The sequence below is a fragment of the Cupriavidus sp. 05T41 genome (assembly GCF_056396525.1).
On sequence record NZ_JBFTLQ010000100.1, the window covers coordinates 1 to 25559 of the forward strand.

Sequence of the window (25559 nt, forward strand, 5' to 3'; positions counted from 1 at the left end):
TGGAACCACCCCTTCCCATCCCGAACAGGACCGTGAAACGACTCCACGCCGATGATAGTGCGGATTACCCGTGTGAAAGTAGGTAATCGCCAGGCTCTCCCTTGAAACCCCTCAGTACGCAAGTACTGGGGGGTTTTGCTTTTGCGGCGCGCKGGACGCGCGGCGTGTCCAGGCATGCTCGGGCCTGCGCGCCCGAGCTGCGCCACATKAGGCAAAACGGCCGGAAACGCCCGCCAGGCGCCCGCTCCGGGAGCCTGGCAAACGCCCTATAGGGTGAGAGTGTTCTTTTTGAACACAGGTGGTTGTGGTGCGGTCAGGCAGCCCCGAGGGCGCCAGGCCAGGACACAGGACTGTCTCCACTGCTTTGCATAGCGTGKAAAAAGCTTGACAGGCCTGCTGAGTTACACCATAATCACAAGTTCTCCACGGAGAGGTGCCCGAGTGGCTAAAGGGGGCAGACTGTAAATCTGTTGGCTTACGCCTACGCTGGTTCGAATCCAGCCCTCTCCACCAGAATCAAAGCAAGGCAGTAACCCGGCGGTAGTCGGTGAAGCAGAAAGCGTGGTAACCCGGCGGGTGTAKCTCAATGGTAGAGCAGAAGCCTTCCAAGCTTACGACGAGGGTTCGATTCCCTTCACCMGCTCCAGATTGCCCGGGTTGCAGTCAAAGCAGTAGTCAAGTTTCGCCCATGTGGCTCAGTGGTAGAGCACTCCCTTGGTAAGGGAGAGGTCGGCAGTTCGATCCTGCCCATGGGCACCAAATACCGCACTGGCAATATCGCAGCCGACACAGGAGTCGCGAAATGGCAAAGGAAAAGTTCGAGCGGACCAAGCCGCACGTGAACGTTGGTACGATCGGTCACGTTGACCATGGCAAGACCACGCTGACGGCAGCGATCGCCACGGTGCTGGCAGCAAAGTTTGGCGGCTCGGCCAAGAAGTACGACGAAACAAGTGCGACATGGTCGACGACGCCGAGCTGCTCGAGCTGGTCGAAATGGAAGTGCGCGAACTGCTCTCGAAGTACGAGTTCCCCGGCGACGACACCCCGATCATCAAGGGTTCRGCCAAGCTGGCACTCGAAGGCGACAAGGGCKAGCTGGGCGAAGTGGCGATTCTGAGCCTGGCCGACGCGCTGGACACCTACATCCCGACGCCGGAACGTGCCATCGACGGTACCTTCCTGATGCCGGTGGAAGACGTGTTCTCGATCTCGGGCCGTGGCACGGTTGTGACCGGTCGTATCGAGCGCGGCATCATCAAGGTCGGTGAAGAAATCGAAATCGTCGGTATCAAGCCGACGGTCAAGACCATCTGCACCGGCGTGGAAATGTTCCGCAAGCTGCTGGACCAAGGTCAAGCCGGCGACAACGTGGGTCTGCTGCTGCGCGGCACGAAGCGCGAAGACGTCGAGCGCGGCCAAGTGCTGTGCAAGCCGGGTTCGATCAAGCCGCACACGCACTTCACCGGCGAGGTCTACATCTTGTCGAAGGACGAAGGCGGCCGTCACACCCCGTTCTTCAACAACTACCGTCCGCAATTCTATTTCCGTACGACCGACGTGACTGGCTCGATCGAGCTGCCGAAGGACAAGGAAATGGTCATGCCCGGCGACAACGTGTCGATCACCGTCAAGCTGATCGCCCCGATCGCCATGGAAGAAGGCCTGCGTTTCGCCATCCGTGAAGGCGGTCGTACCGTCGGCGCCGGCGTCGTGGCAAAGATCCTCGACTGATAAGATACCGCCAAGCGTACTGGCGCGATCGTCAAGGGCCCGGTGCCCCTGCCGACCCGCATCCAGCGCTTCGACATCCTGCGTTCGCCGCACGTCAACAAGACCAGCCGCGATCAGTTCGAGATCCGCACTCACCAGCGCCTGATGGACATCGTCGATCCTACCGACAAGACCGTTGACGCACTGATGAAGCTCGACCTGCCGGCAGGCGTCGACGTCGAAATCAAGGTGTAAAGTCATTCCGCGCAAGGCCGCTCCGGCGGCCTCGGGCAACAGAGACGGCGAACTTCGGTTCGCCGTTTTTGCTTTTGGGCTCCTGTGCCGTGCGCGGCTGCGCACCCTTACGGCGGTCCGCGCCGCCGCAAGGTCCGGCCCGGCGGTTCGCCGAAGCTTTTGCGGTACTCCACGCTGAACCGCCCCAGGTGGCTGAAGCCCCAGCGCAGCGCCGCCGCCGTCACCGAGTCGACGGTCTTGTCGTTGAGCAAATCGTGCCGGACGCGCTCGAGCCGCACCGCGCGCAGATAGGCCATGGGGCTGATGCCTCKATGCTCGCGGAAGCCCGCGTACAGGCCCCGCAGGCTGACGCCGGCCACCTCGGCCAGCACCGCCGGCGTCAGCGGCGCATGGGCATGCGCATGGATGTATTCCTCCACCAGCCTGACATGGCGCGGCGCCAGCGGCTTGCCCCGTGCCTGCAGCGCATCGCTGAGATTGTTCGGCTGCACCGTCAGCAGCGTTCCGATCACGAGCTGCTCGAGCTGGCAGGCGGTCAGCGGATGCCGCGCCGCGTCCGGCGCCAGCGCGAGCAGCTCCGCCAGGTAGTGCATCAGCTGGTACCAGGATGCCTGGCGGCGCCAGGCCATGCCAAGTTCGAAGCGCAGCGCCTGCTGCGGGCGATGGCCAAGGTGGGCCGCGCAGACCCGCTCCAGCGCGCCGCGCTCCACGCGCACGATCAGCTGGTCGCTATCGGCGCTCCAGCGCATCTGTAGCGGATCGGCGGGCGTCAGCACCGAGGCGGTGTCCTGGTCGGAAACGATGTGCTGGCGTCCGCAGCGGATCTCGGCATGCCCGGCGACAGGCATCTGCACCAGCAGGAAATCCTCGAGCGGGCCCGGCTCGATCCGGACCTCGGCCCCGTAGGACAACCGGTTGAACGATACCGCGCCGAGTGGCGCGTGATGCATGCGCGCGGCCAGCAGGGTGCCGGCAATGGTGAGCTTGTGGGGTTTGAAGACCGCGCCGACCGCCGCACGGGTGCGCGCGTGGTCGGTCGAGGCGAAGACCAGCCGGCTTGGGTCTGACAGCAGGGCGCCTGCCAGCGGCTCGGCGGCCGTGGCAGCGGGGGGCTGCGGCATTGTCTCGCTCCTCGGCGTCAGTGCGCGCCGTTGCTGGGGGTGGCTCCACGGTCCCGCGCGGGCGGGTTCCTTCGCACCACTATAGTGGATCGCCGCGCCCCGGTTTCGCGCGTCCCTTGCCCGGGCCGGCATTTTCCTGCACTAATCGGATAGCCGCTGCATCCGGCGGCTAGCTTGCTGCAGTGCGGATATCCCATCATGGAATCCAGCACGGCAGCCCCAACCCCCCGACAAGACAAGAAAGGAACGCAGCTCATGGGCCAGACCATCCAGATCCAAGCCGCCGACGGCAGCGGTGCGTTCAACGCCTACCTGGCCACACCCGCGGCGGGCAAGGGCCCCGGCATCGTGCTGTGCCAGGAAATCTTCGGCGTCAACGCCACCATGCGAGCGGTGGCGGACTACTACGCCGAGGAGGGCTACACGGTGCTGGTCCCGGATCTGTTCTGGCGCCTCGCACCCGGCATCGAGCTGGACGAGCGCGGCGAAGATTTCCAGCGCGCGCTCGGCCTCTACCAGCGGTTCGACGAAGACCTTGGCGTGCAGGACGTCGGCGCCACGCTTGCCGCGCTGCGCGCGCGCCCCGAATGCGCGGGGCATGCCGGCGTGCTCGGCTTCTGCCTGGGCGGCAAGCTGGCCTACCTGGCCGCCTGCCGGCTCGACGAGGTGGCTTGCGCGGTAGCGTACTACGGGGTCGGCATCGAACGCGCGCTGGATGAGGCCCGCCATATCAAGGGCCGCCTGGTGCTGCATGTCGCCCAGCGCGACGGCTTCTGCCCACCCGAGGCACAGGCGCAGATCCGCGCCGCGCTGGGCGGCCGCGACGGCATCGAGCTTTATGTCTACCCCGACGTCGACCACGCCTTCGCGCGCGCCGGCGGCGAGCACTATGACCGCCCCTCTGCGCTGATGGCGCACCAGCGCTCGATCGGCGCGCTGCGCGCCGAGATGGGCCCGTACTACGACTTCTCGGCGTTGTGGGACAAGCATTGCGAATACGAATTCGCCACCCGCGATGTCKACGCAACCATGGCGACGATGGTGGCCCAGCCCTACGTCAACCATATCCCGACCATGACCGGCGGCGTGGGCCACAGCCAGCTCAAGCGCTTCTACAAGAACCATTTCGTCCACAGCAATCCGCCCGACACCACGCTGATCCCGCTCTMACGCACGGTAGGTGCCAGCCAGATCGTCGACGAGATGCTGTTCTGCTTCACCCATACCTGCGAGATCGACTGGATGCTTCCGGGCGTGCCGCCGACCGGCAAGCGGGTGGAAGTCCCGCTCATCGCCATCGTCAAGTTCCGCGGCGACAAGCTTTATCACGAGCACATCTACTGGGACCAGGCCAGCGTGCTGGTGCAGATCGGCAAGCTCGATCCCGCGGGCCTGCCCGTGGCCGGCGTGGAAACGGCGCGCAAGCTGCTCGATGAAACGCTGCCGTCGAACACGCTGATGGCGCGCTGGCAGGAKAGCGAAGGCAAGTAGCCGCCGCCTTCGAAGGGATCCTGATCTCGTCGCGACGTATTCATATTTCAAAAAGGGCGCGCCCGCCTTGTGCGGCGACGCCCCATCATCGGGAGACAACGTCATGAAAGGACTGCAGGACAAGGTCGCCATCGTCAGCGGCGGCGCCACCCTGATCGGCGCGGGCGTGGCCAGGGCCTTCGCCCAGGCCGGCACGCGGGTAGCCATACTCGACATCGACGCCGCCGGCGGCGAGCGCATCGCCGCAGAACTCGGCGAACGGGCGCTGTTCGTGCGCACCGACATCACCGACGACGTCCAGGTCGGTGCCGCGGTGGCGCAGGTGAAGCAGCATTTCGGCGGCATCGATTACCTGGTCAACCTGGCTTGTACCTATCTCGACGACGGCTTCAGGTCAGGCCGCCGCGACTGGCTTGCCGCGCTCGACGTCAACGTCGTATCCGGCGTGATGCTGGCGCAGGCCGTGCACGGCGTCATGCGCGAGCGCGGCGGCGGCGCCATCGTCAACTTCACCAGCATCTCGGCCAATGTKGCGCAGACCGGGCGCTGGCTCTATCCCGCCTCCAAGGCGGCGATCCKGCAACTCACGCGCAGCATGGCCATGGACCTCGCGCCCGACGGCATTCGCGTCAACGCCGTCTCGCCCGGCTGGACCTGGTGCCGGCTGATGGACGAGGTCAGCGGCGGCAACCGCGAGCGCACCGATCGCGTGGCGGCCGACTTCCACCTGCTCGGCCGCGCCGGCGAGCCCGACGAAGTGGCCCAGGTCGTGCTGTTCCTCTGCTCCGACCACGCCAGCTTCGTCACCGGCGCCGACTATGCCGTGGATGGCGGCTACGCGGCGATGGGGCCGGAGCAGAACGTCCCCGCGATTCCACGGCTCGCAGGCTGACGCCACGCAGCCCGAGGGCGGCCGGCACGAGCCGGCGCCGGACCGCCAATCCAGACCGTCATTCCAAGCGCGCTATCCGCATCGAGGAGATTGCCATGAGCCAACGCATTGCCATCGTGGGCGCCGGCCAGTCCGGCCTGCAGATGGCCYTCGGCCTGCAGGCCCGGGGTTACCAGGTGACATTGATGACCAACCGCACGCCGGACCAGGTCCGCGCKGGCAAAGTCATGTCCAGCCAGTGCATGTTCGACCGCGCCCTGCAGTGCGAGCGCGAACTCGGGCTCKGCTGGTGGGACGATACGTGCCCGCCCGTCGAAGGCATCGGCCTGGCGGTGCCGCACCCCGAGCAGCCCGGTGCGAAGCTGATCGACTGGGCCGCCCGCCTCGAGCGTCCGGCACTGGCAGTGGACCAGCGTCTCAAGATGCCCGCCTGGATGGAGGCCTTCGCGCAGCGCGGCGGCGACCTGCGTATCGCCGACGCCGGCGTGGCCGAGCTGGAGGCGCTGGCAGGCGAGCACGACCTGGTGCTGCTCGCCGCCGGCAAGGGTGAGATCGTGAGCCGCTTCGAGCGCGATCCCGCCCGCAGTCCCTTCACCGCGCCCCAGCGCGCGCTGGCGCTGACCTATGTGAACGGCATGCGGCCCAGCAGCCCGTACTCGCGCGTCGCCTTCAACCTGATCCCGGGCATCGGCGAGTACTTCGTCTTCCCCGCGCTGACGCTCAGCGGGCCCTGCGAGATCATGGTGTTCGAAGGCGTGCCGGGCGGCCCGATGGATCGCTGGGCCGAAGCCCGCACCCCGGAGCAGCACCTCGCCGAAAGCCTGCGCATCCTGCGCACGTGGCTGCCGTGGGAGGCGCAACGCTGCGAGGCGGTGACGCTGACCGACGAGCAGGGCATCCTGGCCGGCCGCTTCACGCCGACCGTGCGCCATCCTGTCATGACGCTGCCATCCGGCAAGCTGGTCTTCGGCATGGCCGACGCGGTGGTAGTCAACGATCCCATCACCGGGCAGGGCTCGAACAACGCCGCCAAGTGCTGCAAGGTCTACCTCGACGCCATCGTCACGCACGGCGAGCGCGCCTTCGATGCTGGCTGGATGGAGCAGACCTTCGCGCGGTACTGGCAGTACGCCGGCGACGTGGTGAACTGGACCAACTCCCTGCTCACGCCGCCGCCGCCGCATATCCTGTCGCTGCTCGGCGCCGCCGGGCAGGCGCCGGCACTGGCCGCGCGCATCGCCAACGGCTTCGACAATCCGCCGGACTTCTTCCCCTGGTGGGCGGATCCCACAGCCTGCCAGCAACTGATCGACCGGCATCTGCCAAGGGCGGCGTGAGATGGCGGTCGCCCAAGCGATGCACGACCCCCGGGCCCTGCGGCGCGCCTGCGGGCGCTATGCGACGGGCGTGGCGGTCATCGGCGCGCGCGGCGCTGGCGGCCGCCCGATCGGCCTTACCATCAACTCCTTCGCCTCKCTGTCGCTGGCGCCGCCGCTGATCCTCTGGAGCCTGGCCCTGCATTCGCCGAATGTCGCGCACTTCGCCGCTGGCGCCAGTTTCGGCGTCAGCATCCTGCGCGCAGGGCAGGGGGGACTGGCGCGCCGCTTCGCGACGCCGGCCGAGGACAAGTTCGCGGGCATCGCGCACCGGTGCTGCGAGCGCGGGGTGCCGTACCTGGAAGAAGCGCTGGCCACGCTTGCCTGCCGCGTCGAGCGCGCCGATCCGGTGGGGGATCACCTGCTGATCGTGGGCGCGGTCGAAGGGTTTGAGGTGGGGGAGGGGGACCCACTGGTGTTCTATGGCGGCGAGTTCGTCAGGGTCGGGCCGTAAGACCCTTGGGGAATCGCCGGCGGCGATGGGAGGCCCGGACYGGGGCCATCCGCGGCGCGAACCCCGCAACGCGGAGCCGGTGAGGAGCGAAAGCAGCACAATCGCGCCGCGATCCGACGGCAAAAGAGCGGGAAAACGCCATAAAGCAACACGCAGCCCCGCGCACCGTCACTACCTCCCACTCAAACTCTTGCTCTTTCCAAACCAGTCGGATATAGTGTAAGGCTACCCGTTTGTCTATGGGTAATCGGGCTGGCCATTTTGGCCATGCGCAGTCTTCTTTAGCGCAAGCCCTTGTACTGCAAACACACAGTTTTCGTGTATCAATCAGCCCCGGCCAATCGCAGCTGGGAATGGAGCAAACCATGAGCCTTGGCCTTGTAGGTCGCAAGGTTGGCATGACCCGTATTTTCACGGACGACGGTGATTCGATTCCCGTTACCGTGGTCGAGGTCGGCGACAACCGCGTGACGCAAATCAAGACGGACGAGACCGACGGTTATACCGCGGTTCAAGTCACTTTCGGCGCACGCCGCGCTAGCCGCGTCACCAAGCCGCTGGCGGGTCACCTCGCCAAAGCCGGTGTCGAAGCTGGCGAAATCATCCGCGAATTCCGTATCGATGCCGCTAAGGCTGGCGAACTGCAAACTGGCKGTTCGCTGTCGGTCGACCTGTTCGAAGTCGGTCAGAAGATCGACGTCCAGGGCGTGACCATCGGTAAGGGCTACGCCGGTACCATCAAGCGCCACCATTTCGCATCCGGTCGTGCCACCCACGGTAACTCGCGTTCGCACAACGTGCCGGGTTCCATCGGTATGGCGCAGGATCCGGGCCGTGTGTTCCCCGGCAAGCGCATGACGGGCCACCTGGGTGACGTCACCCGCACCGTCCAGAACCTGGAAATCGCCAAGATCGACGCAGAGCGCAAGCTGCTGCTGGTCAAGGGCGCGATCCCCGGTTCCAAGGGCGGCAAGGTCATCRTGACCCCGGCCGTCAAGGCCAAAGCCAAAGCTTAAGGAGCGAATCAATGGAACTCAAGCTCCTTCAGGACAATGGCCAAGTCGGCGCAGGCGTTGACGCCTCGCCCGAAGTCTTCGGCCGTGACTACAACGAAGCCCTCGTTCACCAGATCGTCGTCGCTTACCAGGCCAACGCTCGCAGCGGTAACCGTAAGCAGAAGGATCGTGAAGAGGTCAAGCACACGACCAAGAAGCCGTGGCGTCAGAAGGGTACGGGCCGTGCTCGTGCCGGTATGTCTTCCTCGCCGCTGTGGCGCGGGGGCGGCCGCATCTTCCCGAATTCGCCGGAAGAGAACTTCACGCAGAAGGTCAACAAGAAGATGTTCCGTGCCGGCATGCGCTCGATTTACTCGCAGCTCGCACGTGAAGGTCGTATCAACGTGGTGGAAGGTTTCACCGTCGATGCGCCMAAGACCAAGCTCTTGGCCGACAAGTTCAAGGCCATGGGCCTGGACTCGGTGCTGATCATCACCGACAGCCTCGACGAAAACCTCTACCTGGCTTCGCGCAACCTGCCGCACGTGGCAGTTGTCGAGCCGCGCCAGGCTGACCCGCTGTCGCTCGTGCACTACAAGAAGGTGCTGGTGACCAAGGCAGCCGTCGCGCAGATCGAGGAGTTGCTGAAATGACGCAAGTAGCCAAGAACGATCATCGTTTGATGCAGGTGCTGCTCGCCCCGGTGGTTTCCGAAAAGGCAACCCTGGTCGCCGACAAGAACGAACAAGTCGTGTTCGAAGTCGCTCGCGATGCCAACAAGGCAGACGTGAAGGCGGCGGTCGAACTGCTGTTCAAGGTCGAGGTGCAGTCCGTTCAGATCCTGAACCAAAAGGGCAAGCAAAAGCGCTTTGGCCGCTTCATGGGGCGTCGCAACCACGTGAAGAAGGCTTACGTTTCGCTCAAGCCGGGTCAGGAAATCAATTTTGAAGCGGAGGCCAAGTAATCATGGCACTCGTCAAGACCAAGCCGACGTCCCCGGGCCGTCGCTCCATGGTGAAGGTTGTTAACCCCAACCTGCACAAGGGCGCGCCCCATGCTCCGCTGCTGGAAAAGCAATTCCAGAAGTCGGGCCGTAACAACAACGGTCACATCACCACCCGCCACAAGGGCGGTGGTCATAAGCACCACTACCGCGTGGTCGACTTCAAGCGCAACGACAAGGACGGCATCGCCGCCAAGGTCGAGCGCCTGGAATACGATCCGAACCGCAGCGCCAATATCGCGCTGGTGCTGTTCGCCGACGGCGAACGCCGCTACATCATCGCCACGAAGGGCATGGTAGCTGGCCAGCCGCTGATGAACGGCTCGGAAGCGCCGATCAAGGCTGGTAACAACCTGCCCATCCGCAACATCCCGGTCGGTACCACGATCAACAACGTGGAAATGCTGCCTGGCAAGGGTGCCCAGATCGCCCGCGCCGCCGGCGGTTCCGCCGTGCTGCTGGCTCGTGAAGGCATCTACGCTCAAGTGCGTCTGCGCTCGGGTGAAGTGCGTCGCGTGCACATCGAATGCCGTGCCACCATTGGCGAAGTCGGCAACGAAGAGCACAGCCTGCGCGTCATCGGCAAGGCCGGCGCAACCCGTTGGCGCGGTATCCGCCCGACGGTGCGTGGCGTTGTGATGAACCCGGTGGACCACCCGCACGGTGGTGGTGAAGGCAAGACCGCTGCTGGTCGTGACCCGGTTTCGCCGTGGGGTACCCCGGCCAAGGGTTACCGTACCCGCAGCAACAAGCGCACTGCCAGCATGATCGTGCAGCGCCGCCATAAGCGTTAATCGGTAGGTAGGAGCCTAGACATGACACGTTCCGCAAAAAAGGGTCCGTTCTGTGACGCCCACCTGCTGAAAAAGGTGKAAGCGGCCACGGGCGGCAAGGACAAGAAGCCCATCAAGACTTGGTCGCGTCGCTCGACCATTCTGCCGGAATTCATCGGCCTGACGATCGCCGTCCACAACGGCCGTCAACACGTGCCGGTGTACGTTTCGGAAAACATGGTCGGCCACAAGCTCGGCGAATTTGCGCTCACGCGTACGTTCAAGGGCCACGCGGCTGACAAGAAAGCGAAGAGGTAAGGTGCCATCATGGAAGTGAAAGCGATTCATCGCGGTGCCCGCATCTCCGCCCAGAAAACTCGCCTGGTCGCCGACCAGATCCGCGGTCTGCCGATCGAGCGCGCGCTCAACGTCCTGACGTTCAGCCCGAAAAAGGCTGCAGGGATCGTGAAGAAGGTGGTCGAATCGGCCATCGCCAACGCCGAGCACAACGAAGGCGCCGACATCGACGAACTGAAGGTCAAGACCATCTTCGTCGACAAGGCAACCTCGCTCAAGCGTTTCACGGCACGAGCAAAGGGCCKCGGCAACCGCATCGAGAAACAAACTTGTCACATCACTGTGACGCTCGGCAACTAAGGAGTCACGATGGGACAGAAGATTCATCCGACTGGCTTCCGTCTGGCCGTCAGCCGTAACTGGGCTTCGCGTTGRTACGCCAACAACACGAAGTTCGCCGGCATGCTGAAGGAAGACATCGAAGTTCGCGAGTTTCTGAAGAAGAAGCTCAAGAACGCTTCGGTTGGCCGCGTCGTCATCGAGCGCCCCGCCCGCAATGCACGCCTGACCATTTATAGCTCGCGTCCGGGCGTGGTCATCGGCAAGAAGGGCGAGGACATCGAACTGCTCAAGGCTGAGCTGCAACGCCGCATGGGTGTGCCCGTGCACGTGAACATCGAGGAAATCCGCAAGCCGGAAACCGATGCGCAGCTGATCGCCGACTCGATCACCCAGCAGCTCGAGCGCCGCATCATGTTCCGCCGCGCCATGAAGCGCGCGATGCAGAACGCGATGCGCCTCGGTGCCCAGGGCATCAAGATCATGAGCGCCGGTCGTCTGAACGGCATCGAAATCGCACGTACCGAATGGTATCGCGAAGGCCGTGTGCCCCTGCACACCCTGCGCGCCGACATCGACTACGGCTTCTCCGAAGCAGAAACCACCTACGGCATCATCGGTGTCAAGGTGTGGGTCTACAAGGGTGATCACCTCGGCCGCAACGACGCGCCGGTGGTGGAAGAGCCGCAAGACGAACGTCGCCGTCGCCCGGGTCGTCCCGAAGGCCGCCGCCGTGAAGGCGAAGGCCGTCCGGGCGGCAACCKCCGCGGTGGTGCTGGTGCCGGTGCCGGTCGCCGCGCTGGGCCTGGCGCAGATGCGAAGAGTGGAGAATAACGATGCTGCAACCTAAGCGCAGAAAATACCGCAAGGAGCAGAAGGGCCGCAACACGGGTAAGGCTACCCGTGGCAACGCCGTGTCTTTCGGTGAATTCGGCCTGAAGGCAATGGGCCGTGGCCGTCTGACGGCTCGCCAGATCGAGTCGGCACGTCGTGCGATGACCCGTCACATCAAGCGTGGCGGCCGCATCTGGATCCGGATTTTCCCGGACAAGCCGATCTCGAAGAAGCCCGCCGAAGTCCGTATGGGTAACGGTAAGGGCAATCCGGAATACTACGTGGCAGAAATCCAGCCGGGCAAGATGCTGTACGAAATGGATGGCGTGACGGAAGAGCTGGCACGTGAGGCGTTCCGCCTCGCAGCTGCCAAGCTGCCGATCGCCACCAATTTCGTGGTGCGCCAGGTCGGGACGTAAGGAGAGCAGGGATGAAAGCATCCGAACTTCGCGGCAAAGATGCCGCAGGGCTGAACCAGGAGCTCTCCGAGCTGCTGAAGGCCCAATTTAGCCTGCGCATGCAAAAGGCCACCCAACAGCTGCAGAACACCAGCCAGCTGAAGAAGGTGCGCAAGGACATCGCGCGGGTGCAAACCGTGCTGAACGAGAAGGCGACCACGAAATGACTGAAACTGCACAAACGGAATCGTCGCTTCGCCGCACTCTGGTCGGCCGTGTAGTTAGCGACAAGATGGACAAGACCGTCACGGTCCTGATCGAAAACCGCGTCAAGCATCCCCTGTACGGCAAGTACGTGCTGCGTTCCAAGAAGTACCACGCACACGACGAAGCCAACCAGTACAAGGAAGGCGACAAGGTCGAGATCCAGGAATCGCGTCCGCTCTCGCGGACCAAGTCCTGGGTGGTTTCCCGTCTGGTCGAAGCTGCGCGCGTCATCTAAAAACCACAAGGTTTGCGGTTGACTTGCGAGTCCAGGGTTATGTGCTATAATCCTGGACTTCCGCTTTGTTGCATTMGCCTTAGCTGTATCACCCCGGCGAATTGACTGAGCGAACCTAGGCCGAGCGGCTCCTGATTAACCATGTTCAGGCCGCCTGGTAACTACCGACTTCAAAGTTGATCAACCCAAACGGTTGCTGGCGCAAAGCCGGAGACCGACGGGACCAAGACTGACCGGCGGGCGTTGCCCGGTGGATTAAGTTGGGAAGATAACACCATGATTCAGACAGAAAGCCGGCTCGAAGTGGCCGATAACACTGGTGCGCGCGAAGTACTGTGCATCAAAGTGCTGGGTGGGTCCAAGCGCCGCTATGCGAGCGTGGGCGACATCATCAAGGTGACCGTCAAGGACGCAGCGCCGCGCGGTCGCGTGAAGAAGGGCGATATTTACAATGCCGTCGTCGTGCGTACCGCCAAGGGCGTGCGTCGCGCTGATGGTTCGCTCGTCAAGTTCGACAGCAATGCCGCTGTCCTGCTGAACACCAAGCTCGAGCCGATCGGCACCCGTATCTTCGGGCCGGTGACTCGTGAACTCCGTACCGAGCGCTTCATGAAGATCGTGTCGCTCGCGCCGGAAGTGCTGTAAGGAGCCGCCATGAACAAGATTCGCAAAGGCGACGAAGTCATCGTCCTGACCGGCAAAGACAAGGGCAAGCGCGGTACCGTGCAAGCCATGCTCGGCGACAAGGTCGTGGTTGACGGCGTGAACGTTGCCAAGAAGCACGCACGTCCGAACMCGATGCTGGGCACCACTGGTGGTGTGGTCGACAAGGTCATGCCGCTGCATATTTCCAACGTTGCGCTCGTGGATGCCAATGGCAAGCCGTCGCGCGTCGGCATCAAGGTGGAAGACKGCAAGCGCGTGCGCGTGCTGAAKACCACCGGCGCCGTCGTGGCAGCTTGATTCTGGGCAAGGATAGGAGTTGAGCATGACAGCACGTCTGCAAGAGTTTTACAAAGAACAGGTCGTACCGAAGCTKATCGAACAGTTCGGTTTCAAGTCGGTCATGGAAGTGCCGCGCATCACCAAGATCACCCTGAACATGGGCCTTGGCGAAGCCATCAATGACAAGAAGGTCATTGAGCTGGCCGTGGGCGACCTGACCAAGATCGCCGGTCAGAAGCCGGTGGTGACCAAGGCCAAGAAGGCAATCGCCGGCTTCAAGATCCGCCAGGGTTATCCCATCGGCGYGATGGTGACGCTGCGTGGCGAGCGCATGTTCGAATTCCTGGATCGTTTCGTCACCGTGGCACTGCCCCGCGTGCGTGACTTCCGTGGTGTGTCGGGCCGCTCGTTCGATGGTCGTGGCAACTACAACATCGGTGTGAAAGAGCAGATCATTTTCCCCGAAATTGAGTACGACAAGATCGACGCACTGCGTGGTCTGAACATCAGCATCACGACGACGGCGAAGAATGACGAGGAAGCCAAGGCACTCCTCGGCGCATTCAAGTTCCCGTTCCGCAATTAAGGGGTTACCGTGGCTAAATTGGCTCTGATTGAACGTGAGAAGAAGCGCGCCAAGCTCGTGGCAAAGTATGCCGACAAGCGCGCAACCCTCAAGGCCATTATTGACGATCAGGAAAAGTCGGAAGAAGAGCGTTATGGCGCACGTCTGGAGCTGCAACAGCTCCCGCGCAACGCGAACCCGACCCGTCAGCGCAATCGCTGCGCGATCACCGGTCGTCCCCGCGGTACCTTCCGCAAGTTTGGCCTGGCGCGTAACAAGATCCGTGAAATCGCCTTCCGTGGCGAAATCCCGGGTCTGACGAAAGCCAGCTGGTAATTACGCACAGGCTACAGGAGAAACAGTATGAGCATGAGCGATCCTATCGCCGATATGCTGACGCGCATCCGCAACGCCCAAGGCGTGCAGAAAGCGTCGGTTGTCATGCCGTCGTCGAAGCTGAAAGTGGCAATCGCCAAGGTCCTGAAGGACGAAGGCTATATCGACGACTACGCCGTGAAGGAAGAAGGCGGCAAGGCACAACTGAGCATCGGTCTGAAGTACTACGCCGGCCGTCCGGTCATCGAGCGCATTGAGCGCGTCTCGAAGCCCGGTCTGCGCGTGTACAAGGGCCGCAGCGACATTCCCCAAGTGATGAACGGCCTGGGCGTCGCGATCATCTCGACCCCGCAGGGTCTGATGACCGACCGCAAGGCACGTGCCACTGGCGTGGGCGGCGAAGTTCTTTGCTACGTCGCGTAAGGAGTAACCATGTCCCGTGTAGGTAAGGCTCCCATCGCGCTGCCCAAAGGCGCAGAAGTCAATGTGGCGGCTGGCGTGCTCTCCGTGAAGGGCCCGCTCGGCACGCTKACGCAGCCGATTCACAGCCTGGTGCAGGTCAAGGTCGAAAACGACACGCTGACCTTCGCCCCGGCCGACGAATCGCGCGAAGCAAACGCACTGCAGGGCACCATGCGYGCCCTGGTGGCCAATATGGTCAAGGGTGTGACCACCGGTTTCGAGCGCAAGCTGAACCTGGTCGGCGTKGGCTACCGTGCCCAGCTGCAAGGTGCTGCGCTGAAGCTCCAGCTTGGTTTCTCGCACGACGTGATCCATGCGATGCCGGAAGGCGTGACGGCGACAACGCCCACGCAGACCGAGATCATCATCAAGGGTGCGGACAAGCAGAAAGTCGGTCAGGTTGCCGCGGAAGTTCGCGCGTACCGTCCGCCTGAGCCCTACAAGGGCAAGGGCGTTCGCTACTCGGACGAGCGCGTCATCCTGAAGGAAACCAAGAAGAAGTAAGGGGTGCAATCATGAACAAGAAAGACGCTCGTTTGCGCCGTGCACGTCAGACCCGCGCCAAGATCGCGGAGATGAAGATCAATCGTCTGACCGTGTTCCGTACGAATTCGCATATTTACGCCCAGGTCTACTCGCCGTGCGGCACGCAAGTGCTGGCTTCGGCTTCGACCGTCGAGGCAGAAGTGCGCAAGGAACTGACTGGCAGCGGTGCTACCGCCGCCGCCGCGACCCTGATTGGCAAGCGCATCGCCGAAAAGGCGAAGGCTGCCGGCGTGGAAACCGTTGCGTTCGATCGCGGCGGCTTCCGCTTCCATGGTCGCGTGAAGGCTCTGGCTGACGCTGCGCGTGAAGCCGGTCTCAAGTTCTAAGCGCACATAGAGAGATACGTCATGGCAAAAATGCAAGCAAAAGTCCAGCAGGACGAACGCGACGACGGCCTCCGCGAGAAGATGATCTCGGTCAACCGCGTCACCAAGGTGGTGAAGGGTGGCCGGATTCTCGGTTTCGCTGCGCTGACTGTGGTTGGTGACGGCGATGGCCGCATCGGCATGGGCAAGGGCAAGGCCAAGGAAGTGCCGGTGGCAGTTCAGAAGGCAATGGACGAAGCCCGTCGCAAGATGGTCAAGGTCTCGCTGAAGAACGGCACGCTGCARCACGARGTSRTSGGCAAGCACGGCKCCGCCAAGGTGCTGATGATGCCGGCCAAGGAAGGTACCGGCGTGATCGCCGGCGGCCCGATGCGCGCGATCTTCGAAGTGATGGGCGTCACCAACGTGGTGACCAAGTCGCACGGCTCGACCAATCCGTACAACATGGTTCGCGCCACGCTGGACGGTCTTCAGAAGATGAGCACGCCCGGCGAGATCGCCGCGAAGCGCGGCAAGTCGGTTGAAGACATCCTCGGTTAAGGAGTCGGACGAAATGTCGCAACAAACCGTAAAAGTGCAACTCGTGCGCAGCCTGATCGGCACGCGTGAGGATCATCGCGCCACCGTCCGTGGCCTGGGCCTGCGCCGCATCAACTCGGTGTCGGAGCTGCAGGACACGCCCGCCGTGCGCGGCATGATCAACAAGGTGTCGTACCTGGTCAAGGTTCTGGCCTGATACAGGACACGGAGAGCAAGATGCAACTGAACAACCTGAAACCGGCCGCCGGTTCGAAGCACGCCAAGCGTCGCGTCGGCCGCGGTATCGGCTCCGGCCTGGGCAAGACTGCCGGTCGTGGTCACAAGGGTCAGAAGTCGCGTTCGGGCGGCTTCCACAAGGTCGGCTTCGAAGGCGGTCAAATGCCGCTGTATCGTCGTCTGCCGAAGCGTGGCTTCACCTCGCTGACGAAGGAATTCACCGCCGAGGTGAGCCTGCGCGACATCGAGCGTCTGGAAGCTGCCGAAGTGGATCTGCTGGTTCTGAAGCAGGCTGGCCTGGTGGGCGATCTGATCAAGAGCGCCAAGGTCATCAAGGCCGGTGAGCTGACCCGCAAGGTGACGATCAAGGGTCTGGGTGCCACCGCTGGCGCCAAGGCTGCGATCGAAGCCGCCGGCGGTCAGATCGCGGCGTAATTTAGCAGCTGATTTCGCAGCATAGGCGAGTCACAGTCGKAGCATCGTTTGGCCACGGCGAAACCCAATGCAAGCACGCAAGCCAAGAACACGGCGAAGTACGGCGACCTCAAGCGCCGGCTGATGTTCCTGGTGCTGGCCCTGATCGTGTACCGCATCGGAGCGCATATTCCGGTGCCGGGGATCGATCCGGAACAGCTTGCGAAGCTTTTCCAGAGTCAGTCGGGTGGCATCCTCGGGATGTTCAACCTGTTCTCGGGCGGTGCGCTGTCGCGCTTTACCGTCTTCGCGCTCGGCATCATGCCGTACATCTCGGCGTCGATCATCATGCAATTGCTGACGATCGTGCTGCCGCAGCTGGAGTMGCTGAAGAAGGAAGGGCAGGCGGGTCAACGCAAGATCACGCAGTACACGCGCTACGGCACGGTGGTCCTGGCCACCTTCCAGGCGCTGTCGATCGCGGTCGCGCTGGAGTCTCAGCCCGGCCTGGTGATCGACCCGGGTCTGATGTTCCGGGCTACGGCGGTGATCACGCTGGTGACCGGCACGATGTTCCTGATGTGGCTGGGTGAGCAGATCACCGAGCGGGGTCTGGGCAACGGCATTTCGATCATCATTTTCGGCGGTATCGCGGCGGGCTTGCCCAACGCGATCGGCGGTCTCTTCGAACTGGTTCGCACTGGTTCCATGAGCATCATCGCGTCKATCCTGATTGTCGCKATCATCGCCGGCGTGACGTTCGCCGTGGTGTTCGTCGAACGTGGCCAGCGCAAGATCCTGGTGAACTATGCCAAGCGTCAGGTCGGCAACAAGGTGTACGGCGGTCAGTCGTCGCACCTGCCGCTGAAGCTGAACATGGCAGGGGTGATTCCGCCGATCTTCGCATCGTCGATCATCCTGTTCCCGGCGACCATCGCGGGCTGGTTCACGTCTGACTCGACGGGCGCTGCAGGCCGGTTCATCAAGGACCTGGCGGCAACGCTGTCGCCGGGCCAGCCGGTCTACATCMTGCTGTACGCTGCTGCGATTGTATTTTTCTGCTTCTTCTATACGGCTCTGGTGTACAACAGCCGTGAAGTGGCGGATAACCTGAAGAAAAGCGGTGCCTTCATTCCGGGCATTCGTCCGGGCGAGCAGACGACGCGCTACATCGACAAGATCCTTGTGCGTCTGACGCTGGCTGGTGCGATCTACATCACACTGGTCTGCCTGTTGCCGGAATTCCTGGTACTKCGCTGGAACGTTCCGTTCTATTTTGGCGGAACCTCGCTGCTGATCATCGTKGTCGTCACGATGGACTTCATGGCCCAGGTCCAGTCCTATGTCATGTCGCAGCAATATGAGTCCCTKCTGAAGAARGCGAATTTCAAGGGTAATTTGACCTTGCGCTAAAGCCGGGTCGGTACGGGCTAGGTATGGCAAAAGACGACGTCATCCAGATGCAGGGGGAGGTCCTGGAAAACCTTCCCAATGCGACGTTCCGAGTCAAACTGGAGAATGGCCACGTAGTGCTGGGCCACATCTCCGGAAAGATGAGAATGAACTACATCCGGATTCTTCCGGGTGACAAGGTGACGGTTGAGCTGACTCCATATGATCTGTCACGCGCGCGTATCGTCTTTCGGACGAAGTGAAGCGAACAGGAATTGAAGGAAGAGGAAAATCATGAAAGTGCTGGCTTCTGTTAAGCGCATTTGCCGCAACTGCAAAGTTATCAAGCGCAACGGTGTCGTGCGCGTGATMTGCTCGTCGGATCCCCGCCACAAGCAACGCCAAGGCTAATMGTAAAGAGGATTGACGAATGGCACGTATCGCAGGGGTTAACATCCCGAACCACAAGCATACCGAGATCGGCCTGACGGCTATTTACGGTATCGGCCGCTCGCGCGCCCGCAAGATTTGCGAGGCCACCGGCGTTCCGTTTGACAAGAAGGTCAAGGACCTGACCGACGCCGACCTGGAAAAGCTTCGTGACGAAGTCGGCAAGGCCACGGTCGAGGGTGACCTGCGTCGTGAAACCACGATGAACATCAAGCGTCTGATGGACCTTGGTTGCTATCGTGGCGTCCGTCACCGCAGGGGTCTCCCGATGCGCGGTCAGCGCACCCGCACCAACGCCCGTACCCGCAAGGGTCCGCGTAAGGCCGGCGTGGCTCTGAAGAAGTAAAGCCGAAGGCAGAGGAAGAAACTAATGGCAAAAGGTCCGAATAACGCCGCCCAGCGCGCGCGTAAGAAGGTCAAGAAGAACGTTGCCGACGGCATTGCGCACGTCCACGCTTCGTTCAACAACACCATCATCACGATCACCGACCGTCAGGGCAATGCCCTGGCGTGGGCKACCTCGGGTGGCCAGGGCTTCAAGGGTTCGCGCAAGTCGACCCCGTTTGCAGCCCAGGTCGCAGCAGAGAACGCCGGCCGCGTGGCGCAAGACCAGGGCATCAAGAACCTGGACGTGCGCATCAAGGGCCCCGGCCCTGGCCGTGAATCGGCTGTCCGTGCGCTGAACGCGCTGGGCATCAAGATCTCGGTGATCGAAGACGTGACGCCGGTGCCGCACAACGGCTGCCGTCCGCCGAAGCGCCGCCGCATCTAAGCGACGCTGTCATACCCGGGTGGCCGGCGGGGTTTCTTGCCGGTGGCCCGGTGTGGTATCATCGCACGTTGACCTGCTGCATCAGCTTTGCGGCAGGTTTTCGTTTTGCGCCTTTGCGTTTGTCGGGTCGAAGTCTTGGTCCGCCGCCTGGCGCAGTAGCCAGTCATGCTTTTGCGTGCCCCTCCGGGAGCGCGCTGGATAAGCCCACCGTCTGCCACTCAGGCGCCCCCAAGGGGCGGAGAAGGCGGACTCGCGGCGCGTACACAAGGCGCCGCGATCGATCAGGAAGGAAGATAAAGTGGCACGTTATATCGGCCCGAAGGCCAAACTCTCCCGCCGTGAAGGCACCGACCTGTTCCTGAAGAGCGCACGTCGCTCGCTCGCCGACAAGTGCAAGCTGGACAGCAAGCCGGGCCAGCATGGCCGTACCTCGGGTACGCGCACCTCCGACTACGGCAACCAGCTGCGTGAAAAGCAGAAGGTCAAGCGTATCTATGGCGTGCTCGAGCGCCAGTTCCGCCGTTACTTCGCCGAAGCCGACCGCCGCAAGGGCAACACCGGCGAAAAGCTGCTGCAACTGCTGGAATCGCGCCTGGACAACGTCGTCTATCGCATGGGCTTCGGCTCGACCCGCGCCGAAGCGCGCCAGCTCGTGTCGCACAAGGCGATCCTGCTGAACGGTCAGGCCCTGAACGTGCCGTCGGCACAGGTCAAGGCTGGCGACGTCATCACCATCCGCGAGCAGTCGAAGAAGCAAGTCCGTATCGCCGAAGCGCTGTCGCTGGCCGAGCAATCTGGTTTCCCGCAATGGGTCGCCGTTGACGCGAAGAAATTCGAAGGCACGTATAAACAAGTGCCGGATCGCGCCGATATCTCCGGTGACATCAACGAAAGCCTGATCGTCGAATTGTATTCGCGTTAATCGCACGAATMTGTCCGACACCATCGAACGGTCAGGGGCTTGCGTTTCTCGTCAAGCTTCACATTCAGCCCGACGCGCTGCCGCGCGCCGGGCTTATTGCCCATCGTACGATGGGATTTTCAGGTTCCATACGTCAGCCTTATCGGTGTAACGAGCCGAGGGTATTGAAAAGGACAACCTAATGCAAACAGCACTCCTCAAGCCTAAAATCATCGCCGTAGAGCCGCTGGGCGACCATCACGCGAAGGTCGTGATGGAGCCGTTCGAGCGTGGCTACGGCCATACGCTCGGTAACGCCCTGCGTCGCGTGCTGCTGTCGTCGATGGTCGGCTATGCCCCGACCGAAGTCACGATCGCTGGGGTGGTCCACGAGTATTCCACCATCGATGGCGTGCAGGAAGACGTAGTCAACCTGCTGCTCAATCTGAAGGGTGTGGTCTTCAAGCTGCACAACCGTGATGAAGTCACGGTGTCGCTGCGCAAGGAWGGCGAAGGCGTTGTGACGGCTGCCGATATCGAGCTGCCGCACGATGTCGAGATCATCAACCCCGGCCACGTGATCGCTCACCTGTCGGCCGGCGGCAAGCTCGACATGCAGGTCAAGGTCGAACAAGGCCGTGGCTATGTGCCGGGCAACGTGCGCAAGTTCGGCGACGAAGCGGGCAAGGTCATCKGCCGCATCGTGCTGGACGCTTCGTTCTCGCCGGTGCGCCGTGTGTCGTACGCAGTGGAATCCGCTCGCGTGGAACAGCGTACCGACCTCGACAAGCTGGTGATGAACATCGAAACCGATGGCGTGATCTCGCCCGAGGAAGCGATCCGCCAGTCGGCCCGCATCCTGGTCGACCAGCTGTCCGTGTTCGCCGCGCTGGAAGGCACCGAGTCGTCGGCGGAAGCCGCTTCGAGCCGCACGCCGCAGATCGACCCGATCCTGCTGCGCCCGGTCGACGACCTGGAGCTGACGGTGCGTTCGGCCAACTGCCTGAAGGCCGAAAACATCTACTACATCGGCGAYCTGATCCAGCGCACCGAGAACGAGCTGCTGAAGACCCCGAACCTGGGTCGCAAGTCGCTCAACGAAATCAAGGAAGTGCTGGCTTCGCGCGGCCTGACCCTTGGCATGAAGCTCGAGAACTGGCCGCCCGCAGGTCTGGAGAAGTAATTTCGCCGCGCGCGGCGGGGGGCAGGTCCCCGCGCCGCGCCGGTGATCCCGGCAGCCGGCATGTGCCGGCCGCTCCAATCGACTACCGGCCCGCGCCGAACCGGGGATTGACCCGGCCAAGCGATAGAAGAGCTGGTCAAACATTGCAATAAAGGAATCATCATGCGTCACCGTCATGGTTTGCGGAAACTGAACCGCACCTCGTCGCACCGTCTCGCGATGCTGCGCAACATGTCCAACTCGCTGTTCCAKCACGAGCTGATCAAGACCACCCTGCCCAAGGCCAAKGAACTGCGCAAGGTTGTCGAGMCGCTCATCACGCTGGCCAAGAAGGACACCGTTGCCAACCGCCGCCTGGCCTTCGCCCGCCTGCGCGACCGCGACATGGTCACCAAGCTGTTCAACGAACTCGGCCCGCGCTACAACGCTCGTCCGGGCGGCTACACGCGTATCCTGAAGTTCGGCTTCCGCCAGGGCGACAATGCGCCGATGGCGCTGGTCGAGCTGGTTGACCGTCCGGAAATCACCGAAGCCCCGGCAGAAGAAGCCGCGGAATAAGGTTGATGCCGTCCCGCCGCCTGCGACCATTGGTCCCCGGCGGCTGGCGCGGACACCGCTTACAATCGAGCCAGGCTAGATGCCTGGCTCTTTTGTTTTTGCGGCCCCCGGTTTGCGGGCCGCAAGCCTGGGGCCGGGTGGCGAGTGGGAGACGAGCGATGAGCGACAGCGAGACGATACTGGTGATGACGGCGTTGCCCGATGCCGAAGCCGCCGCGCGCGTGGCGCGCGCCGTGCTGGAATCGCGCCTGGCAGCCTGCGTGAACCGGCTTGCGCCGTGCGAGTCCGAATACTGGTGGCGCGGCGAGATCGAGACGGCGAAGGAGTGGCCGCTGGTGATCAAGACCACGCAGGACCGCTACGCGGCGCTGGAAGCCGCGATCCGCCTGGCCCACCCCTACGAGGTGCCGGAGATCGTGGCCGTGCCCGTGGTGGCCGGCTTCGCGCCCTACCTGGCCTGGGTCGCCGAGGAAACGGGTGCGGCCCCGGCCGGTGACGAGCGGGCATAGCAACGCCGGGCGGCCGTGATGCCGATCGCCGCGCGGCAAGACCAACGATATTTTCAAGGACGGAGCATGGGTTTCGCAGTGGAGTCGGGCGCGTTGGGCCGCCAGCCGGCAACAACGGTGGTGCGGCAAAATGCCGCAGTGCGCTTGCTGTTCTCGCTGCTGGCCATGCTGTGGCTCTGCTTCGGCGGTATCGCGCATGCGGCCTCGGAGGAAGACTTCCTGCCGCCGGAACAGGCGTTCCGCTTCGCCGCGCGCCAGGTCGACGCGCAGACCATCGAGGTCCGCTTCGACGTGGCCGACGGCTACTACCTCTACCGCGACCGTTTTGCCTTTGCCGCGCAACCGGCATCGGTCAAGCTGGGCGCGCCTGCGTTTCCGCCGGGCAAGGTCAAGTTCGACGAGACCTTCGGCAAGGAGATGGAGACCTATCACGGTGGCCTGACCATTCGCGTGCCGGTCGAAGCCGCGCCCGCCGATGGCAAGTGGTCGCTGGTGGTGACCTCGCAGGGCTGCGCCGACAAGGGCTTGTGCTATCCGCCGATGGAGAGTGTCTTCAAGGTGGGCGGTGGTGCGCTCGACGGCCTGTTTGGCAAGACTGCGAAGGCGGATTCGACTCCTGCCGGCGTACCCGCCCCTGCGGGGACGGCCAGGAGCGCTGGCAACGCCAGCGCCGCGGCCGACGCGGCTGCCGCCCCCMTGTCGGGCCCGGCCGACGAGAACGACCGCATCGCGGGCGCGCTGGCCAGCCGCAATCTCGGCCTGATCGCTGCACTGTTCTTCGGCCTCGGCGTGCTGCTGACMTTCACCCCCTGCGTGCTGCCGATGGTGCCGATCCTGTCCTCCATCGTGGTGGGCGAGCACGTCACGCGCGGCMGTGCGCTGCTGGTGTCCCTGGCCTATGTGTTCGGCATGGCGGTGGTCTACACCGGCGTCGGGGTGGCCGCCGGGGTGCTCGGCGAAGGCTTGTCCGCCGCGCTGCAGGCCCCGTGGGTGCTGGCATTGTTCGCCGCGCTGATGGTGGGCCTGTCGCTGTCCATGTTCGGCCTCTACGAACTGCAGTTGCCGCAGCGCTGGMAGACCCGGCTGACGGCATCGTCCAACCGGCGCCAGGGCGGGCAGCTGGCCGGCGCCGCCGCCATGGGCGCAATCTCCGCGCTGATCGTCGGCCCCTGCGTGACCGCGCCGCTGGCCGGCGCGCTGGCCTATATCGCGCGTACCGGCGACGCCATGACCGGTGGCGCGGCGCTGTTCGCCATGGCGCTCGGCATGGGCCTGCCGCTGGTGCTGGTGGGCGTTGGCGCGGGTAACCTGCTGCCTCGCGCCGGGCGCTGGATGGAGATGACCAAGCGCTTCTTCGGTTTTCTGCTGCTGGGCGTGGCGCTGTGGATGGTCAGCCCGGTCCTGCCAGCCTGGGTGCTGATGACGGGGTGGGCTGCCCTGCTGCTGGTGGGCGCCGTGTTCCTGAGCGCCTTCGAGGCGCTCGGCCCGGATGCGCATGGCCTGGCCCGCGTGGGCAAGGGCCTCGGCCTGCTGGCCGCGCTGGCCGGTGCGATMCTGCTGGTGGGGCTGGCCTCCGGCGGCCGCGATCCGCTGCAGCCGCTGGCCCACCTGGCGGCCCTGCGCGCCAATCCGGAAGCCGTCGTCGGCAAGGTGTCMGAGGCACGCTTCGAGCGGGTACGTTCGGTGGCCGAGCTCGATGCGCGCGTGGCGCAGGCCGCCGCCGCGGGCAAGCCGGTGCTGCTGGATTTCTATGCCGACTGGTGCGTGAGCTGCAAGGAAATGGAGCGCTTCACGTTCAGCGACGATCGTGTGCGCTCGCGCCTGTCCGGCGTGGTGATGCTGCAGGCCGATGTCACCCGCAACAATGAAGACGATCGCGCGCTGCTCAAGCGCTTCGGCCTGTTCGGTCCGCCCGGCATCATCCTGTACGGCACGGACGGGCGCGAGCGGCCGGTCCGCGTGATCGGCTACCAGCCGGCCGCGCGCTTCCTCGACAGCCTMGCGCRCGCGTTCGACGCCAAGGCCAGCATCTGAGAGTCGGGCGCGGGGAGCGGCCGCTCAGTTGTGGTCCAGCCGCCGCCCCAGCCCCCACACCGCGGCCAGCACCACCACCACCGCGCCCATMAGCCCCAGCGACCACCAGAAGCCTTCCGGCTCGCGCAGCCACGGCATGCGCTCGAAATTCATGCCGAAGATGCCAGTGATCAACGTGAGCGGCATGAACAGCGCGGTGATCAGCGTCAGCGTGCGCATGGTGCGGTTGGTACGGTGGGCTACCGCCGAGAAATGGATCTGCACGGCGGATTCGATCGAATCCTCGAGCCGGCGCGCGTGGGCTAGCACGCGCGAGATATGTTCCATCACATCGTTGATGCGCACCAGCAGTGCGTCATCGCGGCCCGCCGATGTGGCTTGCCCCTCGCTMGCGATGCTGTAGCTGTTGTCCAGCAGACTGTCGCGGAATTCCTGCAGGGCATCGTGCTGCTCCTCGCACAGGTGCTCGAGCCGGCGCAGCTCGATGCGTGCGTCGAGCAGCCCTTCCCAGCTCGAAAAGCTGCGCCGGGTGCTGAGCAGCGCGCGCTGCCAGCGGTCGAGCTGGCGCGTGAGCGGCGCGCGCAGTTCCAGGTAGCGGTCGACCATCGCGTTGAGCAGCCTGAGCATCAGGTCCTCGGGGCGGGTCGGCGGGCGGATGCCATGCACCAGCGCGGCGTGCCCGTTGGACCGTGCCTTGGACGCCGTCTGCGGCCGCGGGTCCCGGCATAGTTCGAGCAGCCGCTGGCGCACCTGGTCGAGCGTGCGCGACTGCGCMGGCCGCACCGTGAGCAGCACATTGTCGAAGACGAAGCACGTCACCGGCTGGGTGTCGATCCGCGCCAGCGCGGGCAGGAAGCCCGGCGGGTAGCGGCGCGGCTTGGCCGCGCGCGGCCGCGTGGCTGCCGGGGCGGGCGAGGCAGGTGCGGCGGGCGCGCCCGTTGCGGGCTGGTCCGGCAGCGTCTGCGGA

General features: G+C 63.8%; 36 protein-coding genes, 3 tRNA genes, 1 rRNA gene and 2 pseudogenes. 40 read left to right on the top strand and 2 right to left on the bottom strand.

What is annotated here, in order from left to right; translation table 11 throughout:
• From rrf to rpsJ, 6 genes and pseudogenes are all read left to right on the top strand, one after another.
• Window positions 1–95, top strand: a 5S ribosomal RNA gene (gene rrf, locus AC1DKV_RS35230); the annotation flags it as partial.
• 332 nt (window positions 96–427) lie between these two features.
• Window positions 428–513 (top strand) — tRNA-Tyr (locus AC1DKV_RS35235).
• A gap of 59 nt (window positions 514–572) precedes the next feature.
• Window positions 573–646 (top strand) — tRNA-Gly (locus AC1DKV_RS35240).
• A gap of 38 nt (window positions 647–684) precedes the next feature.
• Window positions 685–759: transfer RNA gene (locus AC1DKV_RS35245), tRNA-Thr, on the top strand.
• Between the two features lie 43 nt (window positions 760–802).
• Window positions 803–1734, top strand: a pseudogene (locus tag AC1DKV_RS35250) (elongation factor Tu).
• Window positions 1735–1737: 3 nt separating this feature from the next.
• A pseudogene (gene rpsJ / locus AC1DKV_RS35255) lies at window positions 1738–1968 on the top strand (30S ribosomal protein S10); the annotation flags it as partial.
• A gap of 107 nt (window positions 1969–2075) precedes the next feature.
• On the opposite strand, the gene AC1DKV_RS35260 reads toward rpsJ, so the two are convergent.
• On the bottom strand, window positions 2076–3089 hold the full coding sequence (locus AC1DKV_RS35260; RefSeq protein ID WP_441617930.1) for an AraC family transcriptional regulator: 1014 nt from the start codon (window positions 3087–3089) through the stop codon (window positions 2076–2078).
• Between the two features lie 255 nt (window positions 3090–3344).
• Between AC1DKV_RS35260 and AC1DKV_RS35265 the strand changes: the two genes are divergently transcribed.
• From AC1DKV_RS35265 to dsbD, 34 genes are all read left to right on the top strand, one after another.
• Entirely contained in the window at window positions 3345–4580 is a 1236-nt protein-coding gene (locus tag AC1DKV_RS35265) for a dienelactone hydrolase family protein (protein WP_477139159.1), read from the top strand.
• A 103-nt stretch (window positions 4581–4683) separates the two neighbouring features.
• Window positions 4684–5472, top strand: coding sequence for an SDR family oxidoreductase (locus AC1DKV_RS35270; RefSeq protein ID WP_477139160.1), 789 nt, complete (start codon window positions 4684–4686; stop codon window positions 5470–5472).
• Between the two features lie 95 nt (window positions 5473–5567).
• On the top strand, window positions 5568–6809 hold the full coding sequence (locus tag AC1DKV_RS35275) for a styrene monooxygenase/indole monooxygenase family protein (protein WP_477139161.1): 1242 nt from the start codon (window positions 5568–5570) through the stop codon (window positions 6807–6809).
• 1 nt (window position 6810) lies between these two features.
• Window positions 6811–7302 carry a flavin reductase family protein gene (locus tag AC1DKV_RS35280; RefSeq protein WP_441617938.1) on the top strand — a complete coding sequence of 164 codons (492 nt, stop codon included), beginning with the start codon at window positions 6811–6813 and terminating at the stop codon, window positions 7300–7302.
• Window positions 7303–7667: 365 nt separating this feature from the next.
• On the top strand, window positions 7668–8318 hold the full coding sequence (gene rplC, locus AC1DKV_RS35285) for a 50S ribosomal protein L3 (RefSeq protein ID WP_477139162.1): 651 nt from the start codon (window positions 7668–7670) through the stop codon (window positions 8316–8318).
• Between the two features lie 11 nt (window positions 8319–8329).
• Entirely contained in the window at window positions 8330–8950 is a 621-nt protein-coding gene (rplD, locus tag AC1DKV_RS35290) for a 50S ribosomal protein L4 (RefSeq protein ID WP_441617942.1), read from the top strand.
• Window positions 8947–9261, top strand: a complete 315-nt coding sequence (rplW, locus tag AC1DKV_RS35295; protein WP_006160473.1) for a 50S ribosomal protein L23 — start codon at window positions 8947–8949, stop codon at window positions 9259–9261. Before rplD ends, rplW begins: the two co-directional genes overlap by 4 nt.
• A 2-nt stretch (window positions 9262–9263) precedes the next feature.
• Complete coding sequence (rplB, locus tag AC1DKV_RS35300) at window positions 9264–10094, top strand: 50S ribosomal protein L2 (protein WP_441617944.1); 831 nt, start codon at window positions 9264–9266, stop codon at window positions 10092–10094.
• 21 nt (window positions 10095–10115) lie between these two features.
• On the top strand, window positions 10116–10391 hold the full coding sequence (rpsS, locus tag AC1DKV_RS35305) for a 30S ribosomal protein S19 (RefSeq protein WP_477139163.1): 276 nt from the start codon (window positions 10116–10118) through the stop codon (window positions 10389–10391).
• Window positions 10392–10400: 9 nt separating this feature from the next.
• The gene (gene rplV, locus AC1DKV_RS35310; protein ID WP_477139164.1) at window positions 10401–10730 is read left to right on the top strand and encodes a 50S ribosomal protein L22; all 330 of its coding nucleotides are present in this window, start codon (window positions 10401–10403) and stop codon (window positions 10728–10730) included.
• A gap of 9 nt (window positions 10731–10739) precedes the next feature.
• Window positions 10740–11543, top strand: a complete 804-nt coding sequence (gene rpsC, locus AC1DKV_RS35315; protein WP_477139165.1) for a 30S ribosomal protein S3 — start codon at window positions 10740–10742, stop codon at window positions 11541–11543.
• A gap of 2 nt (window positions 11544–11545) precedes the next feature.
• Window positions 11546–11962: a 50S ribosomal protein L16 gene (gene rplP / locus AC1DKV_RS35320; RefSeq protein ID WP_006160465.1), complete on the top strand. Its 417-nt coding sequence runs from the start codon at window positions 11546–11548 to the stop codon at window positions 11960–11962.
• Window positions 11963–11973: 11 nt separating this feature from the next.
• Entirely contained in the window at window positions 11974–12168 is a 195-nt protein-coding gene (rpmC, locus tag AC1DKV_RS35325; RefSeq protein ID WP_020203850.1) for a 50S ribosomal protein L29, read from the top strand.
• Complete coding sequence (gene rpsQ, locus AC1DKV_RS35330) at window positions 12165–12443, top strand: 30S ribosomal protein S17 (RefSeq protein ID WP_020203849.1); 279 nt, start codon at window positions 12165–12167, stop codon at window positions 12441–12443. Before rpmC ends, rpsQ begins: the two co-directional genes overlap by 4 nt.
• A 276-nt stretch (window positions 12444–12719) precedes the next feature.
• Window positions 12720–13088 (top strand): 50S ribosomal protein L14, encoded by a 369-nt coding sequence (rplN, locus tag AC1DKV_RS35335; RefSeq protein ID WP_017225233.1) that lies wholly within the window; start codon window positions 12720–12722, stop codon window positions 13086–13088.
• 9 nt (window positions 13089–13097) lie between these two features.
• Complete coding sequence (rplX, locus tag AC1DKV_RS35340; RefSeq protein WP_477139166.1) at window positions 13098–13406, top strand: 50S ribosomal protein L24; 309 nt, start codon at window positions 13098–13100, stop codon at window positions 13404–13406.
• A 25-nt stretch (window positions 13407–13431) separates the two neighbouring features.
• Window positions 13432–13974 (top strand): 50S ribosomal protein L5, encoded by a 543-nt coding sequence (gene rplE / locus AC1DKV_RS35345; RefSeq protein WP_477139167.1) that lies wholly within the window; start codon window positions 13432–13434, stop codon window positions 13972–13974.
• Between the two features lie 9 nt (window positions 13975–13983).
• Entirely contained in the window at window positions 13984–14289 is a 306-nt protein-coding gene (gene rpsN / locus AC1DKV_RS35350) for a 30S ribosomal protein S14 (RefSeq protein WP_035807814.1), read from the top strand.
• Window positions 14290–14316: 27 nt separating this feature from the next.
• Complete coding sequence (gene rpsH / locus AC1DKV_RS35355; RefSeq protein WP_017225229.1) at window positions 14317–14712, top strand: 30S ribosomal protein S8; 396 nt, start codon at window positions 14317–14319, stop codon at window positions 14710–14712.
• A gap of 9 nt (window positions 14713–14721) precedes the next feature.
• Entirely contained in the window at window positions 14722–15255 is a 534-nt protein-coding gene (gene rplF, locus AC1DKV_RS35360) for a 50S ribosomal protein L6 (protein ID WP_441617954.1), read from the top strand.
• 11 nt (window positions 15256–15266) lie between these two features.
• The gene (gene rplR / locus AC1DKV_RS35365) at window positions 15267–15623 is read left to right on the top strand and encodes a 50S ribosomal protein L18 (RefSeq protein ID WP_441617956.1); all 357 of its coding nucleotides are present in this window, start codon (window positions 15267–15269) and stop codon (window positions 15621–15623) included.
• Between the two features lie 21 nt (window positions 15624–15644).
• Window positions 15645–16163 (top strand): 30S ribosomal protein S5, encoded by a 519-nt coding sequence (gene rpsE / locus AC1DKV_RS35370; protein WP_477139168.1) that lies wholly within the window; start codon window positions 15645–15647, stop codon window positions 16161–16163.
• Window positions 16164–16176: 13 nt separating this feature from the next.
• Window positions 16177–16359: a 50S ribosomal protein L30 gene (gene rpmD, locus AC1DKV_RS35375; RefSeq protein WP_006160440.1), complete on the top strand. Its 183-nt coding sequence runs from the start codon at window positions 16177–16179 to the stop codon at window positions 16357–16359.
• Between the two features lie 20 nt (window positions 16360–16379).
• Window positions 16380–16814: a 50S ribosomal protein L15 gene (rplO, locus tag AC1DKV_RS35380; RefSeq protein ID WP_441617958.1), complete on the top strand. Its 435-nt coding sequence runs from the start codon at window positions 16380–16382 to the stop codon at window positions 16812–16814.
• A gap of 48 nt (window positions 16815–16862) precedes the next feature.
• Complete coding sequence (gene secY / locus AC1DKV_RS35385) at window positions 16863–18206, top strand: preprotein translocase subunit SecY (RefSeq protein ID WP_477139169.1); 1344 nt, start codon at window positions 16863–16865, stop codon at window positions 18204–18206.
• 23 nt (window positions 18207–18229) lie between these two features.
• Window positions 18230–18448, top strand: coding sequence for a translation initiation factor IF-1 (infA, locus tag AC1DKV_RS35390; RefSeq protein WP_010812378.1), 219 nt, complete (start codon window positions 18230–18232; stop codon window positions 18446–18448).
• 31 nt (window positions 18449–18479) lie between these two features.
• Window positions 18480–18596 (top strand): 50S ribosomal protein L36, encoded by a 117-nt coding sequence (gene rpmJ, locus AC1DKV_RS35395; RefSeq protein ID WP_006160433.1) that lies wholly within the window; start codon window positions 18480–18482, stop codon window positions 18594–18596.
• Between the two features lie 19 nt (window positions 18597–18615).
• Window positions 18616–18981: a 30S ribosomal protein S13 gene (gene rpsM, locus AC1DKV_RS35400; protein WP_020203842.1), complete on the top strand. Its 366-nt coding sequence runs from the start codon at window positions 18616–18618 to the stop codon at window positions 18979–18981.
• Window positions 18982–19005: 24 nt separating this feature from the next.
• Window positions 19006–19407 carry a 30S ribosomal protein S11 gene (rpsK, locus tag AC1DKV_RS35405; protein ID WP_017225223.1) on the top strand — a complete coding sequence of 134 codons (402 nt, stop codon included), beginning with the start codon at window positions 19006–19008 and terminating at the stop codon, window positions 19405–19407.
• Window positions 19408–19705: 298 nt separating this feature from the next.
• On the top strand, window positions 19706–20329 hold the full coding sequence (gene rpsD, locus AC1DKV_RS35410) for a 30S ribosomal protein S4 (protein WP_441617961.1): 624 nt from the start codon (window positions 19706–19708) through the stop codon (window positions 20327–20329).
• Between the two features lie 181 nt (window positions 20330–20510).
• Entirely contained in the window at window positions 20511–21491 is a 981-nt protein-coding gene (locus AC1DKV_RS35415) for a DNA-directed RNA polymerase subunit alpha (protein ID WP_477139170.1), read from the top strand.
• Between the two features lie 162 nt (window positions 21492–21653).
• Window positions 21654–22049, top strand: coding sequence for a 50S ribosomal protein L17 (rplQ, locus tag AC1DKV_RS35420; RefSeq protein ID WP_477139171.1), 396 nt, complete (start codon window positions 21654–21656; stop codon window positions 22047–22049).
• A gap of 158 nt (window positions 22050–22207) precedes the next feature.
• Window positions 22208–22558, top strand: coding sequence for a divalent-cation tolerance protein CutA (gene cutA / locus AC1DKV_RS35425; protein ID WP_441617965.1), 351 nt, complete (start codon window positions 22208–22210; stop codon window positions 22556–22558).
• 165 nt (window positions 22559–22723) lie between these two features.
• Window positions 22724–24592 (top strand): protein-disulfide reductase DsbD, encoded by a 1869-nt coding sequence (dsbD, locus tag AC1DKV_RS35430; protein ID WP_477139173.1) that lies wholly within the window; start codon window positions 22724–22726, stop codon window positions 24590–24592.
• Between the two features lie 24 nt (window positions 24593–24616).
• Here the strand turns inward: dsbD and AC1DKV_RS35435 are convergent.
• On the bottom strand, window positions 24617–25559 hold a 943-nt coding region (locus AC1DKV_RS35435), incomplete at its 5' end, for a magnesium transporter CorA family protein (RefSeq protein WP_477139172.1).

What these genes read in the sequence shown, in the direction of transcription:
- rpmD (WP_006160440.1), top strand. Translation starts at nt 16,177, where the DNA reads ATGTCGCAACAAACCGTAAAAGTGCAACTCGTGCGCAGCCTGATCGGC.
- infA (WP_010812378.1), top strand. Translation starts at nt 18,230, where the DNA reads ATGGCAAAAGACGACGTCATCCAGATGCAGGGGGAGGTCCTGGAAAAC.
- cutA (WP_441617965.1), top strand. Translation starts at nt 22,208, where the DNA reads ATGAGCGACAGCGAGACGATACTGGTGATGACGGCGTTGCCCGATGCC.
- rplW (WP_006160473.1), top strand. Translation starts at nt 8,947, where the DNA reads ATGACGCAAGTAGCCAAGAACGATCATCGTTTGATGCAGGTGCTGCTC.
- rpsM (WP_020203842.1), top strand. Translation starts at nt 18,616, where the DNA reads ATGGCACGTATCGCAGGGGTTAACATCCCGAACCACAAGCATACCGAG.
- rpsQ (WP_020203849.1), top strand. Translation starts at nt 12,165, where the DNA reads ATGACTGAAACTGCACAAACGGAATCGTCGCTTCGCCGCACTCTGGTC.
- rplN (WP_017225233.1), top strand. Translation starts at nt 12,720, where the DNA reads ATGATTCAGACAGAAAGCCGGCTCGAAGTGGCCGATAACACTGGTGCG.
- rpsH (WP_017225229.1), top strand. Translation starts at nt 14,317, where the DNA reads ATGAGCATGAGCGATCCTATCGCCGATATGCTGACGCGCATCCGCAAC.
- rplR (WP_441617956.1), top strand. Translation starts at nt 15,267, where the DNA reads ATGAACAAGAAAGACGCTCGTTTGCGCCGTGCACGTCAGACCCGCGCC.
- rplP (WP_006160465.1), top strand. Translation starts at nt 11,546, where the DNA reads ATGCTGCAACCTAAGCGCAGAAAATACCGCAAGGAGCAGAAGGGCCGC.
- rplO (WP_441617958.1), top strand. Translation starts at nt 16,380, where the DNA reads ATGCAACTGAACAACCTGAAACCGGCCGCCGGTTCGAAGCACGCCAAG.
- rplB (WP_441617944.1), top strand. Translation starts at nt 9,264, where the DNA reads ATGGCACTCGTCAAGACCAAGCCGACGTCCCCGGGCCGTCGCTCCATG.
- rpmC (WP_020203850.1), top strand. Translation starts at nt 11,974, where the DNA reads ATGAAAGCATCCGAACTTCGCGGCAAAGATGCCGCAGGGCTGAACCAG.